Origin of the sequence: Candidatus Pelagibacter communis, assembly GCF_001180025.1 — a bacterium.
GTDB lineage: Bacteria > Pseudomonadota > Alphaproteobacteria > Pelagibacterales > Pelagibacteraceae > Pelagibacter > Pelagibacter ubique_A.
The window spans coordinates 156,579-172,876 of the sequence record NZ_CVSK01000067.1 but is presented as its reverse complement, the minus strand read 5'-3'; the positions used below and the strand labels follow the sequence as shown (position 1 = coordinate 172,876).

At 28.7% G+C, this 16,298-nt stretch carries 20 protein-coding genes; 7 read left to right on the top strand and 13 right to left on the bottom strand.

Translation table 11 applies throughout. The features are described from left to right. Window positions 1-29: 29 nt before the first annotated feature. The 8 genes from AMN83_RS03980 to mnmA form a co-directional block, all read right to left on the bottom strand. Entirely contained in the window at window positions 30-824 is a 795-nt protein-coding gene (locus AMN83_RS03980; RefSeq protein ID WP_075504381.1) for an adenylyl-sulfate reductase, read from the bottom strand. Between the two features lie 113 nt (window positions 825-937). Beyond that, entirely contained in the window at window positions 938-1,333 is a 396-nt protein-coding gene (locus tag AMN83_RS03975; RefSeq protein ID WP_075504380.1) for an HIT family protein, read from the bottom strand. Between the two features lie 2 nt (window positions 1,334-1,335). After that, entirely contained in the window at window positions 1,336-2,079 is a 744-nt protein-coding gene (locus AMN83_RS03970) for an aminotransferase class IV (protein WP_075504379.1), read from the bottom strand. Next, on the bottom strand, window positions 2,042-2,599 hold the full coding sequence (locus AMN83_RS03965; RefSeq protein ID WP_075504378.1) for an aminodeoxychorismate/anthranilate synthase component II: 558 nt from the start codon (window positions 2,597-2,599) through the stop codon (window positions 2,042-2,044). The genes AMN83_RS03970 and AMN83_RS03965 overlap by 38 nt, the downstream gene beginning before the upstream one ends. Continuing rightward, window positions 2,596-3,810 (bottom strand): chorismate-binding protein, encoded by a 1,215-nt coding sequence (locus tag AMN83_RS03960; protein WP_075504377.1) that lies wholly within the window; start codon window positions 3,808-3,810, stop codon window positions 2,596-2,598. Before AMN83_RS03960 ends, AMN83_RS03965 begins: the two co-directional genes overlap by 4 nt. Beyond that, complete coding sequence (locus tag AMN83_RS03955; protein WP_075504376.1) at window positions 3,788-5,008, bottom strand: MFS transporter; 1,221 nt, start codon at window positions 5,006-5,008, stop codon at window positions 3,788-3,790. The genes AMN83_RS03960 and AMN83_RS03955 overlap by 23 nt, the downstream gene beginning before the upstream one ends. Continuing rightward, entirely contained in the window at window positions 5,005-6,183 is a 1,179-nt protein-coding gene (locus AMN83_RS03950) for a trans-sulfuration enzyme family protein (protein ID WP_075504375.1), read from the bottom strand. Before AMN83_RS03950 ends, AMN83_RS03955 begins: the two co-directional genes overlap by 4 nt. 164 nt (window positions 6,184-6,347) lie before the next feature. After that, window positions 6,348-7,466: a tRNA 2-thiouridine(34) synthase MnmA gene (gene mnmA / locus AMN83_RS03945; RefSeq protein ID WP_075504374.1), complete on the bottom strand. Its 1,119-nt coding sequence runs from the start codon at window positions 7,464-7,466 to the stop codon at window positions 6,348-6,350. A 41-nt stretch (window positions 7,467-7,507) separates the two neighbouring features. On the opposite strand from mnmA, the gene AMN83_RS03940 reads away from it, so the two are divergent. Further along, on the top strand, window positions 7,508-7,678 hold the full coding sequence (locus AMN83_RS03940) for a DUF3553 domain-containing protein (protein ID WP_075504373.1): 171 nt from the start codon (window positions 7,508-7,510) through the stop codon (window positions 7,676-7,678). Beyond that, window positions 7,675-8,445: a 3'(2'),5'-bisphosphate nucleotidase CysQ family protein gene (locus tag AMN83_RS03935; RefSeq protein WP_075504372.1), complete on the top strand. Its 771-nt coding sequence runs from the start codon at window positions 7,675-7,677 to the stop codon at window positions 8,443-8,445. The genes AMN83_RS03940 and AMN83_RS03935 overlap by 4 nt, the downstream gene beginning before the upstream one ends. Before the next feature lie 134 nt (window positions 8,446-8,579). On the opposite strand, the gene AMN83_RS03930 is transcribed toward AMN83_RS03935, so the two are convergent. Next, complete coding sequence (locus AMN83_RS03930) at window positions 8,580-9,143, bottom strand: regulatory protein RecX (RefSeq protein ID WP_075504371.1); 564 nt, start codon at window positions 9,141-9,143, stop codon at window positions 8,580-8,582. A gap of 26 nt (window positions 9,144-9,169) precedes the next feature. Here AMN83_RS03930 and AMN83_RS03925 point away from each other — a divergent pair, with 26 nt between their 5' ends. Together AMN83_RS03925 and AMN83_RS03920 are read left to right on the top strand one after the other, a co-directional pair. Beyond that, window positions 9,170-9,643, top strand: a complete 474-nt coding sequence (locus AMN83_RS03925; RefSeq protein ID WP_075504370.1) for an ABA4-like family protein — start codon at window positions 9,170-9,172, stop codon at window positions 9,641-9,643. Next, window positions 9,636-10,211 (top strand): 2-hydroxychromene-2-carboxylate isomerase, encoded by a 576-nt coding sequence (locus tag AMN83_RS03920; protein WP_075504369.1) that lies wholly within the window; start codon window positions 9,636-9,638, stop codon window positions 10,209-10,211. The genes AMN83_RS03925 and AMN83_RS03920 overlap by 8 nt, the downstream gene beginning before the upstream one ends. Here the strand turns inward: AMN83_RS03920 and AMN83_RS03915 are convergent. After that, window positions 10,208-10,591 carry a rhodanese-like domain-containing protein gene (locus tag AMN83_RS03915; protein WP_075504368.1) on the bottom strand — a complete coding sequence of 128 codons (384 nt, stop codon included), beginning with the start codon at window positions 10,589-10,591 and terminating at the stop codon, window positions 10,208-10,210. The two genes, AMN83_RS03920 and AMN83_RS03915, sit on opposite strands and share 4 nt — an antisense overlap. 21 nt (window positions 10,592-10,612) lie before the next feature. On the opposite strand from AMN83_RS03915, the gene AMN83_RS03910 reads away from it, so the two are divergent. The 3 genes from AMN83_RS03910 to bcp are packed head-to-tail and all read left to right on the top strand — an operon-like array spanning window position 10,613 to window position 12,883. Further along, the gene (locus AMN83_RS03910; protein ID WP_075504367.1) at window positions 10,613-11,392 is read left to right on the top strand and encodes an FkbM family methyltransferase; all 780 of its coding nucleotides are present in this window, start codon (window positions 10,613-10,615) and stop codon (window positions 11,390-11,392) included. A gap of 7 nt (window positions 11,393-11,399) precedes the next feature. Further along, complete coding sequence (locus tag AMN83_RS03905) at window positions 11,400-12,413, top strand: rhamnosyl transferase (RefSeq protein ID WP_075504366.1); 1,014 nt, start codon at window positions 11,400-11,402, stop codon at window positions 12,411-12,413. A 2-nt stretch (window positions 12,414-12,415) separates the two neighbouring features. Beyond that, complete coding sequence (gene bcp, locus AMN83_RS03900; protein WP_075504365.1) at window positions 12,416-12,883, top strand: thioredoxin-dependent thiol peroxidase; 468 nt, start codon at window positions 12,416-12,418, stop codon at window positions 12,881-12,883. 49 nt (window positions 12,884-12,932) lie between these two features. Here bcp and AMN83_RS03895 read toward each other — a convergent pair whose 3' ends face one another. The 3 genes from AMN83_RS03895 to AMN83_RS03885 all read right to left on the bottom strand — a co-directional run bounded on the left by AMN83_RS03895 (window position 12,933) and on the right by AMN83_RS03885 (window position 16,177). After that, a complete protein-coding gene (locus tag AMN83_RS03895; protein ID WP_075504364.1) occupies window positions 12,933-14,225 on the bottom strand; it encodes an ammonium transporter family protein in 1,293 nt (430 codons plus the stop codon). A 229-nt stretch (window positions 14,226-14,454) separates the two neighbouring features. After that, entirely contained in the window at window positions 14,455-15,756 is a 1,302-nt protein-coding gene (locus AMN83_RS03890) for an ammonium transporter family protein (protein WP_075504363.1), read from the bottom strand. 145 nt (window positions 15,757-15,901) lie between these two features. Beyond that, a complete protein-coding gene (locus tag AMN83_RS03885) occupies window positions 15,902-16,177 on the bottom strand; it encodes an HU family DNA-binding protein (protein WP_023853992.1) in 276 nt (91 codons plus the stop codon). Window positions 16,178-16,298 lie beyond the last annotated feature (121 nt).

Sequence of the window (16,298 nt, the reverse complement as noted above, 5' to 3'; positions counted from 1 at the left end):
TTTATTTTCTTTCCTTTTTAGTTATCATATTAATAATGTTTTGGCTCTTCTCTTTTTATTCCTAGGCCAAATTGCTCAGGCGCATCCGCAGGAGGTGGTAAATTATCTCTAGAACCGTCTGCTTCAGCCAAATTTTTTTGTATTGCTGCACCAGGCTTATAGAACATGTGAGCAAACTTAGACCAGTAAACTCCACCAAATAAAACTAAATTTGATACTACAAACAATGCAAAAAATAAGAATGACAAACCTTCTTGACCATTAAATTGAGTGTAAGACCAAGCTAGCCCAAAAGTTGAACATGCTAATAATGCTAGGACAAACAAATCAGCTTTAATAATTCTATACCAAGGGTGTGCTTCTGCAGAAACATCTACTCTTAAAAAAAACCAAAACCAAAATCCACCAACACATGTAAGTATTGCACCTACATGCCATAGCATTGACCAAAATGTAGAAGAGGTTTTATCTGCGCCTGTATAACAAAACACTAACATTGCTGAAGCAATCCAAAAGATTATAGTTCCATACATACCAAGAACATGTGCCAATCTTCTTTTTCCAAAACCTAATTCTGATGTTGTTCCAATCTCATAAACAGTTGTCTTAGCAATAATTTTTGCCTTCTCAGCAGCTCCAACCTCTCTTGTTGCCTGCAATTTTGCTTTTTTTGCATTGTTAAAGAAGTAAGTTAAATTTTTATGGTGTATCATCTGAATAATTGTTCCAAAAGCAATTAAAAGAACCATTGCAATTATAAAACCCTGCATAACAACAGTAGGAACTACTTCTGATAATATCGAAAATGGATTTGTTTCAAGCATTTTACCCTTATGTATAATTATTTTAAATAATTTTAAAGTTTTCTAGTCTAGATAACTCATCATATCAACAAAAACTATTGATAAATTTGTCTTTAATAACAATTAAAAAATATTTACTTTCTTTTATAATGTTGTTTTTTCGGGATCACAGACCTGACGCCTCCTTGCGGATTCTCTACATCCCCTTCTCTTCTAGGAATTAGATGAATGTGACAATGCATAATTGATTGGCCTGCAGATTTTCCTGCATTTGTACCTATATTGAAACCTTTAACACTAGAGTCTTGTTTTAAAATTTTTTCTTTAGTTTTTAAAATTAACTCATTGCATGCCTGAATTTCATCTTTAGAAAGCTCAAAGTATGTCTCTACATGTCTTTTAGGAACGATAAGACTATGAAATTCTGAGACTGGATAGCTATCTATGGATGAGTAAGCCAATTGATTTTCAAACTGCAGCTCTTCTTTTCTAATTTTGCAAAATATACAAGGGTTGTTTGGATCTTTCATGTTTAAACAAGAGAATTATATATTTTATTTAACTTAGTGTAGCAACCAGTCTTTCTTCTCTTCCATTTAAGATCATTTATTTTTGAAACTGATGTTACTCCTTTACCAGATCCAATAAGAATTATTTCATCATAATCATCAATAGATTTAATAGAAATATCTTTAAAATTAATTTTAATTTTCTTGCTTATAAATTTAAGTGTGTTCCCAAAATAACAATTTTTTTTAGGTGAAAAAATTTTTCCCTTTTTCACAAAAACTAAATTTGAAGTACCAGTTTCTAAAATTTTATCATTAGCGACTAGAGCAATATCAAATTTAGTTGAGTCAACTTTACTTAATTTTGCTAATATTTTTTTATAATAGAGATTTTTATAATTTGGCTCTACTCGTTTATATCTAAATAATAACAGATTAAAATTACTCTTTGGTTTTGGTCTTTTTCTAATTGAGACTGATATCAGTTTTTTATTTAAAGCTATACGAAATAAATTATCAGAACCTTTATATAGAATGTTTTTGTCAATTAAATCTTTAATAATGCTTTTTAAATTTTTTTTTCTTATTCCATATTTTTTTGTAGATTTTATTAAGTTCTCTAAATGCGGTTTTAAAAGTATTAACTTAGGAGGTTTTCCAACCATTCGCATTGTAGTGAATACACCTCTAGATCCCCAAAGATCATTGAAATTAACTTCTTTAAGATTACTAAGCTGATAAGATTTTTTTAATAATAGTGTTGCCATTTTCTGTTAAAAAAGATTCTGGATGAAATTGAAATCCATATATTTTATTTTGATTATCCTCAAGGCCCATTGGTATTTTTGTTTTACTACATCTCATAGTTATTTTAATAGAATTAGATTTAAATGGCTCCTTTAATTTTAATGAATGATATCTTCCAACTTTAAACTGTTGATTATTTTTAAAGATTTTACTTTGATTATTTGTTTTTATTTTAGATTGAAATCCATGATAAATTTTTTTTTGTTGTATTATTTTGCCCCCTTCATTATGCAGAATCATTTGATAACCAAGACAAATACCAATAATTTTTTTCCTTCCTTTATATTTTTTATAAATTTTTGAAGTATTAGGGTAATCCTTTGGTGATCCAGGTCCTGGTGATAAAACGATCACATCACTTTTATCAAGTAATTTCTTATTCAACTCATAATAATTTGAGCAAATAACTTTATCAAATTTTGCAAATTGATGAACAACATTCCAAGTAAAAGAGTCTTGATGATCGATTATGTAAATCATTTAAACAACTCCAGTAAAGATTTTGCTTTAATATAATTTTCATTAAACTCTTTCTTAGGTGAACTATCTAATACTACTCCAGATGCAGCAGAGATCTCTGATTGATTTTTGTAATTTAATATAGATCTAATTATAATATTAAACTTCATATCTTGATTAAATTTAATAAATCCAAAACTTCCTGTAAAAATATTTCTACTTTCTTTTTCTTGATTATTTAGAAGTTCTAAAGTTCTTATCTTAGGACAACCAATTACTGATCCTCCAGGCATCATAGCCTTAATGATATCAATCAATTTCGTATTTTTGTTTAATATTCCACCAATTGAAGTCACATAATGAAAAAGATGCTTGTATTCCTCGACATATTTTTTTTTGAGTATTTTAACACTTCCTGGTTTACATATTTTGGATAGATCACTTCTTTCCATATCAACTATCATGTTATGTTCTTTGGTTTCTTTTTCGTTATTTTTAAAAAATTTAAGAGCTATATTTTTATTTGATAGTAATTTTTTCTTAAAAGTACCAGCTATTGGTTTAGTAATTATTTTTTTTTTTTTCTTATCTATTAATGTTTCAGGAGAACAACTTACTATAGAATAGTCCCTGTCTTTTATCATAAAAGACTCTGGAGACGCATTAACGCGCATTAATTTCCAAAAAAAATTAATAGGATTAATTAATGATTTATTCTTATATTTTGTACAAATTTTAATTTGATAAGTCTCACCTTGTCTTATTTTTTTCGAAAATAATTCAAATATTTTTTTATATTTAATATAAGAAATATTAATCTTAAAAGGACTTAGTATTTGAGTTTTGTTGAATTGACAATTGAATGCATGTTTTTTTATATTAGATATAACCTTAATATCTTTTCTAATTTTAATTATAGTCTCAGGTTTATAAAAAATTCCTTTATAAAACTTTATACTTTTTTTATTTTTTAAATTAATACCAATCAAATTACATAAAATTTCATAACCAAAAAAACCAAGATATAAATCTGTTTCTTTTTTGTATTTTTTTTTCTCTAACGAATTAAGAAAATTGTGGATATTTTTTTTTGTTAAAATAATCTTCTTTGAAAAATCAGTGTAAATATTGTATCCACCGTCTACTTTATAAATAATTAAAGGTTTATCTGATTGATACAGATCCTCTAAATAAGGGTTAAATTTAAACTTATGCTGGCTGAGTTCTTTCAATTGCTTTCTCTACTATAGGTAAATGTATCAGACCTGCAAATAATGATAATGCGATAGATCCGTACCATGCATAGTCAAAATTTCCATTTAATTCATAAAATACACCACCTAGATACGCTCCTAGGAAAGAACCAATTTGATGGCTTACAAAAACTATTCCATACAAAAGTCCAACATATTTTGTACCAAATATATGTGCAACAATTCCATTTGTTGGAGGAACTGTGGATAGCCATAAAAAACCAAAAGTAACTCCAAAAACTACAGAATTAAATATACTTGGTGGTAAGAAAATAAAATAGATAATTGAAACGCCTCTTAAAAGATAAATAGCACTTAAAATTTTTTTCTTACTATACCTTGTTGCTAAATAACCGCTTGTAATAGTACCAGCCATATTAAATACACCAATCAAAGCCAAAACCATTGCGGGTGTCCAATCAGGCAAACCTTTGTCTGCCATATAGGTAGGAATGTGTGTTGCTACTAAAGCAATATGCCAACCACAAACAAAAAAACCTAAAGTGAGATAAATAAAACTTTTATTTGCAAATGCCTCTTTTAGAGCCTCTCTAGCTGTTTGATTATTATCTTGATTAACTCCTACAGGTATTTTTGGAGTACTAACAAACAAAGCTACCACTAATCCTAATCCTAAAAGAAGAGAAAAATATAAAAGAGTATTCTCCCAGCCTGTTTCAACTAAGGAATATCTTACAAGTAAAGGTGATACAAAATATCCAAATGAACCTGCACATGTAACAATTCCTGTTGCAATAGTTCTATTAGATGCAGGAAAATGTTTAGCTACAACTGATACTGGAATACCTATTGCCGTTGAACCTAAACCAATTCCTATCATTACTCCTATGGTTAAAGTGAAATAACCTCCAGTATTATAGCCAGAATAAAAAAGCAAAATCCCAACTAAATAAAAAACAAAACCAATAAATATTGCAACCGCCCCACCGTATTTATCAGTAATTACACCAAACAACGGACTGAATACTCCCCAAAGTAATAACTGCAATCCCATAACAAAACCAAAATGAGAAATGGAAATATCTAAGTCAGTATTAAAATCAAAATAAAACAATCCAAAGGTCTGTCTTATTCCTAAAGAAATAATAACAACTATAGAAGCAGCTATTAAAGTGATTAGTGCTTTTTTGCTAATAGTAAAACTTTCTGAACTCATTTAATAAATTTTAATGCTTGTTTTATATCATCTATAATGTCCTTAGGATCTTCAAGTCCAATATGCATCCTTATTATATGTTCATCTTTATTTATATGTGTAAATTGTCTCTTACCTAGTGCTTGGTGTGTTTGATAAAGTGCTAAGCTTTCGAAACCTCCCCAACTAAATCCATACCCAAAAAGTTTTAAAGAATTAACAAATTTTAATACTGAGTTTTTATTTTTTGATTTTATTTTAAATCCTAATAAACCCGATGCGCCAGAATAATATTTTTTCCATAATTTATAATTTTGACTACCTTTTTTATATGGATAAAAAACTTTAATTATCTTTTTCTGTTTTGATAAAAACTTGGAGACTTTAAGTGCATTTTCCTGATGTTTTTCTAATCTTACATCTAAAGTTCGAATACCTCTTAGAATTAAATACGCATCATCAGGACCTAATCTTAATCCTGAAACTTTATTTGTTGCTTCTACTAATTTAAAAACTCGTTTACTTATAGCTAAACTGCCACCCATTACATCTGAGTGACCAGAATAATATTTTGTTGCAGAGACAATCGACATATCAAAACCTAGCTTTATTGGTTTCAGAAAATAAGGTGTTCCCCAAGTGTTATCTATGGCTGTATAAATTTTATTTTTTTTTGCCAATGCAACTATTTTAGATAAATCTTGAAATTCAAAAGTGTTGCTTCCAGGATTTTCAACAAAAATAAGCTTTGTTTTTTTTGTAATTTTACTTTTTAGATCATTAAAGTCATTTGGATTATAGAATATTGCTCTAATATTAAATTTTTTAAGGTATGTTTCAGTTAAAAGTCTTGATGGCGAGTAAACTGAGTCTGTAACAAGTATTTCATCATCTGGTTTAACAACGCTTAACACACCAAGAAATATTGCACCAAAACCAGTGGGGGTTAAATAAACCTTATAACATTCTTCAATTTTTCTTAAAATTTGTTGTAAAGCATATGTTGTGGATGTTCCCTGTCGACCATAATCAAAATTTCCACTTACTGGATCTTTCAAATATTTATTCTGAGTTTTTTTAATATCCTGCATAGATTTAAAAATAATAGTAGAAGCTCTAACCACAGGAGGATTTACTGACTGATTATGAAAATCTTTAGCTGTATGTTTCAGGAAAGTCTTGAAGGAATTACCCATAATAAATTTGATATGTTATTAAGACAATGCTATATCCCATGAAAAACGTCAATAAAATTAAAATAGGACTAAATGAGTTACCCAAAGAAACATAGAGGCCGAAGAAAACAAGGGTCTAAAAAAAGAAGAGCTAAAAGAAAAAATAAGAAGAAATAATTCTTCTGCTATTCTTTAATCCAACCACCACCAAGCACTTTGTGGCCAAACTGGTCTTTACGATAAAAAACACATGCCTGACCAGGTGAAATACCATCCTCAGGAATTGCTAAATTAACTTTAGCATTATTGTTATCTATAAGATCAACTTTTGCCTCTAGAAGACTTCCAGTAGATCTAACTTTAACAAATAAATTTTGATCTAAATCCTCTTTGTTAGTTAATAAATTTATTTCCTTTAAAGAAATTATTTTTTTTCCAAGTTTTTCTTTAGGTCCAACTATTATTTCATTTTTATCCGAATTTATCTTTAACACATAAAGGGCTTCTTTATCTGAAACTTTAATTCCTTTTCTTTGTCCAATTGTAAAATTAATAATTCCATCATGAACACCAATTACATCACCATCTAAATTTTTTATATTTCCTTTCTGAAAGGAGTCTGGTCTAAACTTTTGTATTACTGAAGCGTAATCACCATTTGGAACAAAACATATGTCCTGACTATCAGGTTTATCAGCAACGTTTAAATCTAAATTTTTTGCGATTTCTCTAGTTTTGTCTTTTAACATTCCACCTAATGGAAATCTTAAATAATCTAATTGCTCTCTAGTTGTATTGAATAAAAAATAACTTTGGTCTCTATTTTCATCAATTGCTCTATACATGTTTGTAGTTTTATTTTCTGTAATACTTTTTACATAATGGCCAGTAACTAATGCATCAGCTTTGAGTTCTTTTGAAACTTCAAATAAATCTTTAAATTTAACAGTTTGATTACACTGAACACATGGAATTGGGGTTTCACCTTTTAAATAACTCTCAACAAAATTATCTATAACACCTTGCTTAAACTTGTCTTGGTAATATAAAATTTTATGCTCTATACCTAACTTATGTGCAACACGTTTAGCGTCCATTATGTCTTGACCTGAACAACATTGTTTTGATGCAGCTACTTCTTTGCCATCGTCATAAAGTTTTAGTGTTATACCAATTACATTGTAACCTTCTTTTCTCATGATGCCTGCTACAGTAGATGAATCTACTCCACCCGACATTGCGACAACTACAGTAGTATCTGAGGGTTTTTTATCTAATCCAATAGAATTTAAATCTTTATTCATAAGGTGGTATTTATACTTATTTACAATATAAGTTAAATTAAATGATTTTAGATTATGAACCAGGTGACAAAGTCACTAATCCGCAAAAAAAAGAATGGGGAATTGGGCAAGTGCAATCTATAATTAAAGATAAAGTAACAGTTAATTTTGAAAATGTTGGAAAAAAAGTAATTAACGCAAAAAACGTTGAATTAAAAAAACTAGGAAAATGAAGGTAAACTTAAAAGAGATTGTTGAAAATTTAATTGATAATTTTTTAGAGGCTGGAGATTTAGCTATTCAATTAAGAGAAAAAGGTTTAATAAAAAAAATTAAACCAGATAACACCCCAGTGAGTAATGGTGATTTGGAAGTAAACAAATTTATATCAAAAAAAATTTCAGAAGTTACTCCTAATTTACCTATCATTTCAGAAGAAACCTCTGAAAATAAAGATAACCTAAATTTAAAAGATTTCTGGCTGGTTGATCCTATTGATGGAACTTATGATTATATTAATAATTTAGAAGAATTTACTATTAATGCTGGTTTGGTAATCAATAATAAACCTGTTGCAGGATTAATAAATGCTCCTGCAAAAAAAAGAATGTTTTACTCATATAAAAAAGGTAATGCTTTTGAGCTTAGCAACGGTAAAAAAATAAACTTAAGCATTTTACCTGCCAAGAAATCAGAAAATTTAAAATTTATTTCATACTCAACTAAAATAAAGCCTGAAATTCAAAAAATTTATGATGATTTAGGAGTAAAAGAAAATACTAGAATGAAAAGTTCTTTAAAATTCTGTGTCGTTGCTGCTGGTGAATACGATGGTTATGTTGCTGAACCCAGGGCATATGAATGGGATATAGCTGCTGGTCATGCAATTTTAGAACATTCAGGTGGAACTGTAACTGATTTTGAAGGAAATGAAATTTTGTATGGTAAAAAAGATTTAAAAAATCCAAGTATAATTTTGAAAAATAAAAATATTTTATAATGGATGAACAATTAAGAATAATACTAATAATTATTGTTTCTGTTTCAATTTTTGGATTGCTATTGTTTGTTTTCGTAAAAAATTACATACGAAATAAAATAAATCAGCTTGTAAAAGAAGAAAAAGATAAAAAGTCAAAGTAGATTTATTATTTTTAGATATTCATCTTTTTCTATATCCATTACCTTTTTTGATGTTTCAAAATCAAATCCATTTCTTGCAAGTAGAGATATATCTTTTTTATAAAATAAAGTTCTATTATCCTCTGCTCTAGCGGGACCAATTCTTTTCTTTTTACATAATTTGATTGCTGAAAAAAAATCTTGATCAGAATTATCTTCTTTTATTTTATTGACCGTATCCTTAATAAATATTTCGTTAATCCCTTTTCCAATTAAATAATTTCTAATCTTGTTAATTGAGTTTCCTCTTTGAATCATACTTTTAGCTTTACTTTCAGAATAAAATTGATCATTTATAAATCTGTTTTTTTCTAGGTCGGACAAAACAATATCAATCAATTTATCTATATCTTTTTTTCTTACATCAGACGCTGATAGTTTCATATATTTTTTTAATAAATAAGTTTTGAGTTGTTGCTTTGAAGGAGCATACTTTTCAACATAAGCAAAGGCAAAATTACGCATCTCATCAACAGTTACTTGGAGTGTTTTTTTTCTATTTCTTATAGGAATCATTGTTAGATTTAATATAATATACCTAAATGATTGAACAAATTTATACTTATTTTACAATTGAGACACTTTACATGTGGATCAACCTTGGAGTTCTACCTTTTTGGTTTATCTTGATAGTGTTTCCTCAATCTCATTTAAGTAGAATTTTTGTAACATCAATTTTTCCTTTTTTCATTTTGAGCGGTGCGTATATCTTTATTTTATATAAATCTTATTTAATTGGTTACGATTTTGATGGCAATTTCTCACTTTACCTAGGTCTGAGTGAGCTATCTAGATTGTTTGAAGATCATTTGTACATAATGATATTTTGGACTCATTTCATAGCAATAAACTTATTTATTGGTGGTTGGATTGTTAAAGATTCTCAAAAGTTTTCTATAAATAAAGTTTTGTTGGCTGTGCCGTTAATTGTGACTTATTTAATTGGTCCAATAGGTTTATTTATATATTGGATAATTAGAATTTTTTACGCAAAAAGAATTAGTTTATATGAGTAATCATATAGATTTCTATTTCGATATAATTAGTCCCTATGCATATATTGCACACAAAAAAATTCTTAAACACAAAAATATAATATTTAATTACAAACCAATTTATTTAGGGGGTCTTCATAAGCTAGCTGGAATTGATTCTCCTGCATTCAATAAATACAAACTGAAAAATAATATAAATGATTGTAATTTGGTATCTGAAAAAAATAATATTGAATTCAAATGGAATTCTAATTTTCCAATAAATTCTTTAAATATAATGAGAGGATATATTAGTGTTAGTAAGGATAAGCAAAACGATTACTTAAATTGTTTTTTTGACGCTTATTGGAAAGATAATCATGACTTATCGAATGTTGAAAATATGTCTAAATTAATAAGAGATTTAAATATTGATAGTGAAGAATTTTTTCAATCTATAAAAGAACAATCAATTAAAGATCAATTGATTAAATTAACTTCTGATGCTTTTCAAAAAGAAGTTTTTGGAACACCAACATTTATAATTAATAATAAAATTTTTTGGGGACAAGACAGACTTGAGTATGCTATTGAAGAATTGAAAAATTAAACTATTTTAAATTTACTACCAGCGATAGAAGCAAAACCGCCTTCGATGTGAGAAATTTTTTGATATCCCATATCTTTTAAAGATTTGACAGCTAAAGCAGATCTTACCCCTCCTGCACAGAATAAAACAAATTCTTTATCTTTATCTAGTTGTCCATTTTGAAATACAGGGCTATTTGGATCTAAATAAACTTCAAGCATACCTCTTGGCATATGATTTGCACCTTGAACTTTCCCGCTATTTTCTAATTCATTAATCTCTCTTACATCAATCAAATTACAATTGTTGTTCTCAAATAATTTATAAGCTTCATCTGCTGAAATTGTTTTAATCTCCTGCATAGCATCATTTACTAAAGTTTGAATTGATTTAATGGTCATAATTAACTATTTCTAGTTAACATGTTTTCAAGAAAATTAAAACCTATCTTTGTTCAAAATAAATATTTGGTAAGATTAGGACCTCAAAGGGATGGTGGATATATTATTGATAAAAGAATAATAAATAAGATTGACTATATTATTACCTGTGGATTAAGTGATGATTGGGATTTTGAAAAAAATTTTTTAAAATTAAATAAAAAAACTCAAGTTTTAGCTTTTGATCATACTGTAAATTTATCTTTTTGGAAAAAAAGATTAACTAAAGATTTAATCCATTTTTTTTTACTTAAAAAATTAAGTATTTGGAAAATTATTAATATTTTTAAATATTTTGATTATCTGAGTTTCTTTGGCCAAAAAAACCAACATATGAAGTTAAAAGTTGGGAGAAAAAATATCAAAAATAAAGAGATAAACATTAAAAACATAATTAATCATAAAAAAAATATTTTGCTTAAAGTAGACATTGAGGGTGGTGAATATGAAATTCTTAACGATATAAAATTTTATAGCAAAAGAATAAATTGTTTAATAATTGAATTTCATGACATAAAAAAAAATATTAAAAAAATTTATAACTTTATAGATAATATAAAATATTTAAAATCTATCCATATACATGGGAATAATATTAATAAATTAGACAAAAATGGGTATCCATACGCTATTGAAATTACATTTATCAACGTAAAAAGAATTAAATATGAAAAAAAATCTAATTATAAAAATTATCCAATTGCGGGACTTGATTTTCCAAGTGTAAAAAGAAATGATGATGTAAATATCAATTTTATTTGAAACATTTATGAAAAAGATAAAAATTAATCAAAATAGTTTTATAAAAAAAATATTAATTAAAGCTGTAAGAAAACTTGGTTTTGAATTAATTGATCAAAATAACTTAACGGTACCAACCAGTGAAAAAAAATTAGATGATAGTCTAAATATTTTAAATGAAAAAAATATTGTTCTTCCATTGGGTGAGGTGAACATAAAAAGAAAAGTTGAAAATTTACTAATAATTTTTAGATCATTTACAAATGAAAATAACCTTTTATCTCAAAATAAAAAAAGGCTTTTTGAAAAAGAAAAAAAGGAATATACGCTAAGATCTCTAAATTCAATTTGTAATAATATAATAAATTTAAAAAAAGAAATTAAAGATTTTAATATTTTGTTAAAAATTATCGATGATAATTCACACGAAAGTGTGACAAATCAAATTAAAAAAATATGTACTGATAAAAATATTAGTTTTGAAATTAGTAATTTAGATACCAATAAATATGAAAGTAAAATGAAATTTAATAACAATAGAAGAATGCTTGCGCACAATTCACATATTTTTGAATCAAAAAATTTTGCCATTAACTCTGATTTTGATTTACTTTATTTTGTTGAGGATGATTATCTTCATGATGATGATGCCTTAATTGAAATGGTTTATAGCTATCAAAGAATTTCTTCCCAACTAAATGACGAGATTGTTTTGTGTCCAGCAGATTATCCATATCTTTATGTAAATACGGAACATACTCAAAATCTAATAGGTTATAAAAAACACTGGTGTAAGGTAAATCAGTCTTTATGCACTTATTTAATTTCTAAAATGACTTTAAAAAAGTATTGGAATTATTATGAAGATATGTTTTTAAATAATTATGATCCCTATGAAAAGCCACTGCATGAATTATATAAAAATATAAATTGCTTTTCTCCAATGCCTTCTTTAAGTATTCATCTGACAAATATTAATTCAATCTATGGTTTGTCTCCTTTAAAAGATTGGCTCAAGATATGGGAAAAAAATAAATATTAGCTATGAAAGTAAATTCAAAAGCACCAAGTTTTTCACTTCCATCAACCTCTAATAATGAATATTCTTTAAAGGATTCTTTAGGAAAATATATAGTTCTATATTTTTATCCTAAAGATGATACTCCAGGATGTACAATTGAAACCAATGATTTTAATAAGCTGCTTGCAAAATTTAAAAAATTGAATTGTGAAATTTTAGGTATTTCAAAAGATAATTTAAAAAGTCATGACAAATTCAGAGATAAATATAAAATCAAATTTGATCTATTGGCTGATGAAGAAATAAAAGTTTTAAAAAAATATAAAGTTTGGGCTAAAAAAAAATTCATGGGACGAGAGTTTATGGGAATAGTTAGAACTACTTTTTTAATCGATAAAAAAGGTAAAATAATCAAAATTTGGTATAATGTTAAAGTAAAAGACCACGCAAAAGAAGTGTTAGAAACCTTACAAAATATTGTAAAAAAATAAAAAAGGCCCCTTATTTCTAAGAAGCCTTTAATATATATAGAGAGATATTTTAGTCTCTTATTGCGTAAGCCTTAACACCTACTTCAGCAACATCAGTACCAAGTTTTTCAGCTTGGGCGCTAATTCTAAGACCAATAGTTTGTTTAAGAACTCTAAAAGTAATGTAAGACAGTATGAAGCTAAATAAACATACTGCGATTACACCTGTTAACTGAGTTCCAAAATTTGTACCTGGGTTACTTATTGGAACAACTAAAGTTCCAAATATTCCTGCAAACATATGTACAGGGATTGCACCTACTACATCATCAATTTTTTTACTTTCTAAAAATTTTGTACCAAAGTACATAATTAATGATCCAATAGCTCCAATTACAATTGCTAACACCGGACTTGGAGTTAAAGGCTCAGCAGTAATTGCAACTAATCCAGCTAATGCACCATTTAACATCATAACAATATCAGTTTTTCCACCAAGCAATCTTGTTACAACTGCTGCAGCAACTGTACCAGCGGCACCTGCTAAATGAGTGTTCACTGCAATTTTGCTAATTGCATTAACATCATCAAAAGTTCCCATAGCTAATTGACTAAAGCCATTAAAGCCAAACCAACCAAACCAAAGTAAAAATGTTCCAAGTGTTACTAATGGAATTGAAGATGCAGCAAACGGTACTAAGGATTTAGTTTCACCTGATTTTGAGAATCTTCCTTCTCTTGCTCCTAACACTATAACTCCAGCTAATGCAGCGGCACCACCACAAGCATGAACTAATGTTGATCCAGCAAAGTCAGAAAAACCTGAAGTTGCTAACCAACCTCCACCCCACTGCCATCCCATTGAAATTGGATAAATTAGTCCAGCCATAATTGCAGCAAAAATAAAAAATGGCCAAATTTTAATTCTTTCAGCTACAGCTCCAGAAACAATAGAAGCAGTTGCACATACAAACATAGTTTGAAAAAACCAATCTGAATAGTCTGAGTAACCAGTGGCTAATTCAGAGGAATCACTCCACATTGAGAATGATCCAATAAATCCACCTTCTGGAATACCGTAAGCTAAATTATAGCCACATAGAAAAAATATTAATGAACAAATTGCAAATTTACCTATATTTTTTGCTGCAATTGTTGATACACTTTTTGTTGTTACTAATCCGCTTTCAAGCATACAGAAACCTGCAGCCATAAAAGCAACTAATACACCACCCAAATAAAATCCAAGTGAATTAAAAATATATTGTCCTTCAGCTGACATTGTTGTTTCTGCTGAAGCAATGTTAGAAAAGCTTAATAATGATATTAAACTTATAATTAATGTTTTTGAAAATTGTGTCATTATCTCTCCTTGTTTAAGTGAGGCTTTTATAAAAGTTTTACAGATAGTGAATTGCTGATAGGTCAAAAGAGTTATGCTGTATAAGCATGTATAAATAAAAAGGCCCCATTTCTGGGGCCTTTAGTTAACTAACTAGAGAGAGAGATTTTAGTTAATTCTTTTTATTTTATTAGAGGCTCTTCAATGAGATAACGACATGGAGATCGAAGAGCCTCTATATTGCATGCAATTAGTCACGAATTGCGTATGCTATTACTCCTGTTTCTGTAACGTCAGTACCTTTGGTTTCGGCTTCTTTACTTAATCTAATTCCAAACGTAGCTTTCATTATTGACCAGATTACATAGGACACAGCAAACACAAAAATGTTAATTGAAAGTACACCAATTAATTGTGCACTAAACGATGCATCAGCGTTTGTTAATGGCACTGCTAATGTTCCCCAAATACCAGCAAACATGTGAGCTGGAATTGCACCTACAACATCGTCAAGTTTGAAACTGAATAATAATTTAGTTCCAAATACTACTATCAATCCACCTACAGCTCCAATGAAAATTGCTGCTAAAGGTGATGGCGCTAATGGTTCAGCAGTAACAGCTACAAGACCACCAATTGCTCCGTTTAACATTTGAATTACGTCTGTTTTACCAAACATTAATCTTGTGATTATTGCTGCAGCCATAACACCACCACAAGCAGCAAGATTAGTATTGATAAATATTGCTGATACAGCAACTGCATCATCAAATGTTCCAATAGCTAGTTGAGATCCACCGTTGAATCCAAACCAACCTAACCATAATATAAATACTCCAACAGTTACTAATGGAATTGAAGAAGCAGCAAAAGGTTTAATTGCTTTCGCCTCACCTTTGCTATCAAACCTTCCATACCTAGCACCTAGCAACATGATACCTGCTAAAGCAGCTGCACCACCTGTTGAGTGTACTAAAGTAGAACCAGCAAAATCAGAGAAGCCTAGTTCTGCTAACCAGCCTCCACCCCATTGCCAACCCATAACGATTGGATAAATTACTCCAGCTAAAATAGCTGCAAATAAGAAAAACGGCCATAGCTTAATCCTTTCAGCCATAGCACCTGAACAAATTGAAACTGTTGTTGCACAGAATACCATTTGGAAGAACCAGTCTGATCCATCAGCATAACCTGTATCAACTGCACTTGCATCTGACCAAGGTGTAAATGTTCCAATGTATCCTCCTTCAGGAATTCCATAAGCTAAATTATAACCAAAAAGCCAAAACATAATTCCGGCAATTGAATATAGACCTATATTTTTAGCACAAATTACTGACACACTTTTTGAAGTTACCATACCAGATTCTAGCATCGCAAAACCCGCTGCCATGAACATGACAAGGAAACCACAAATTAAAAATAGAAGCGAATTAAATATCGCTTGAACTTCTCCAGAGACTGTTGTCTCTGCCATACCTGCACTACTCATGTTTAATAAAAATATTAAACTAAGAAGCGGTGCTGATATTTTTTTTATTATTTTAGTCATTAGACCTCCACTTGTTTAAATGGTGTCTTATAGTTTTATTAATTTTTAAAACTAACGCTGATTAGGAAAATTGGCTATGCAGTTTTTGCATATAGTAACAGCCCTGAACGTGTTTTGAAAACGTTAGGGCTGTTAAAAAAAAATATTATCTGTTGAATACTTCTTTTAAAGCTTTAGCTGGTAAGAATTTTACCTTTTGAGAAGCAGCAATTTGAATCTGCTCACCCGTTCTAGGGTTTCTTCCAACTCTTGCTTTTCTCTTAGCTACTTTGTACGTACCAAACCCAGCAATTTTTACTGAGTCATCACCTTTTAGAGCATCTAAAATAGTGTTGGTAATTGTATCAAAAGTTCGCTCAGCATCTGCTTTGCTCAAATTTAATGAGCCAGAAAGCTTAGCAATTAGTTGTTTTTTGTTCATTTTAGCTCCGGTTTTGTTGGTTAATATTTATACTTCTCATAAACGTTGATAAATCAAGCTTTTTTTTAGTGTTTAGTTTTTTTAAACATACAATATCTTGTAAAAACTCAAATTAGCGTTG

What these genes read in the sequence shown, in the direction of transcription:
- AMN83_RS03975 (WP_075504380.1), bottom strand. Translation starts at nt 1,333, where the DNA reads ATGAAAGATCCAAACAACCCTTGTATATTTTGCAAAATTAGAAAAGAA.
- AMN83_RS03950 (WP_075504375.1), bottom strand. Translation starts at nt 6,183, where the DNA reads ATGGGTAATTCCTTCAAGACTTTCCTGAAACATACAGCTAAAGATTTT.
- AMN83_RS03940 (WP_075504373.1), top strand. Translation starts at nt 7,508, where the DNA reads ATGATTTTAGATTATGAACCAGGTGACAAAGTCACTAATCCGCAAAAA.
- AMN83_RS03935 (WP_075504372.1), top strand. Translation starts at nt 7,675, where the DNA reads ATGAAGGTAAACTTAAAAGAGATTGTTGAAAATTTAATTGATAATTTT.
- AMN83_RS03955 (WP_075504376.1), bottom strand. Translation starts at nt 5,008, where the DNA reads ATGAGTTCAGAAAGTTTTACTATTAGCAAAAAAGCACTAATCACTTTA.
- mnmA (WP_075504374.1), bottom strand. Translation starts at nt 7,466, where the DNA reads ATGAATAAAGATTTAAATTCTATTGGATTAGATAAAAAACCCTCAGAT.
- AMN83_RS03920 (WP_075504369.1), top strand. Translation starts at nt 9,636, where the DNA reads ATGAGTAATCATATAGATTTCTATTTCGATATAATTAGTCCCTATGCA.
- AMN83_RS03930 (WP_075504371.1), bottom strand. Translation starts at nt 9,143, where the DNA reads ATGATTCCTATAAGAAATAGAAAAAAAACACTCCAAGTAACTGTTGAT.
- AMN83_RS03895 (WP_075504364.1), bottom strand. Translation starts at nt 14,225, where the DNA reads ATGACACAATTTTCAAAAACATTAATTATAAGTTTAATATCATTATTA.
- AMN83_RS03970 (WP_075504379.1), bottom strand. Translation starts at nt 2,079, where the DNA reads ATGGCAACACTATTATTAAAAAAATCTTATCAGCTTAGTAATCTTAAA.
- AMN83_RS03915 (WP_075504368.1), bottom strand. Translation starts at nt 10,591, where the DNA reads ATGACCATTAAATCAATTCAAACTTTAGTAAATGATGCTATGCAGGAG.
- AMN83_RS03890 (WP_075504363.1), bottom strand. Translation starts at nt 15,756, where the DNA reads ATGACTAAAATAATAAAAAAAATATCAGCACCGCTTCTTAGTTTAATA.
- AMN83_RS03910 (WP_075504367.1), top strand. Translation starts at nt 10,613, where the DNA reads ATGTTTTCAAGAAAATTAAAACCTATCTTTGTTCAAAATAAATATTTG.
- AMN83_RS03925 (WP_075504370.1), top strand. Translation starts at nt 9,170, where the DNA reads ATGATTGAACAAATTTATACTTATTTTACAATTGAGACACTTTACATG.
- AMN83_RS03980 (WP_075504381.1), bottom strand. Translation starts at nt 824, where the DNA reads ATGCTTGAAACAAATCCATTTTCGATATTATCAGAAGTAGTTCCTACT.
- AMN83_RS03885 (WP_023853992.1), bottom strand. Translation starts at nt 16,177, where the DNA reads ATGAACAAAAAACAACTAATTGCTAAGCTTTCTGGCTCATTAAATTTG.
- AMN83_RS03905 (WP_075504366.1), top strand. Translation starts at nt 11,400, where the DNA reads ATGAAAAAGATAAAAATTAATCAAAATAGTTTTATAAAAAAAATATTA.
- AMN83_RS03965 (WP_075504378.1), bottom strand. Translation starts at nt 2,599, where the DNA reads ATGATTTACATAATCGATCATCAAGACTCTTTTACTTGGAATGTTGTT.
- bcp (WP_075504365.1), top strand. Translation starts at nt 12,416, where the DNA reads ATGAAAGTAAATTCAAAAGCACCAAGTTTTTCACTTCCATCAACCTCT.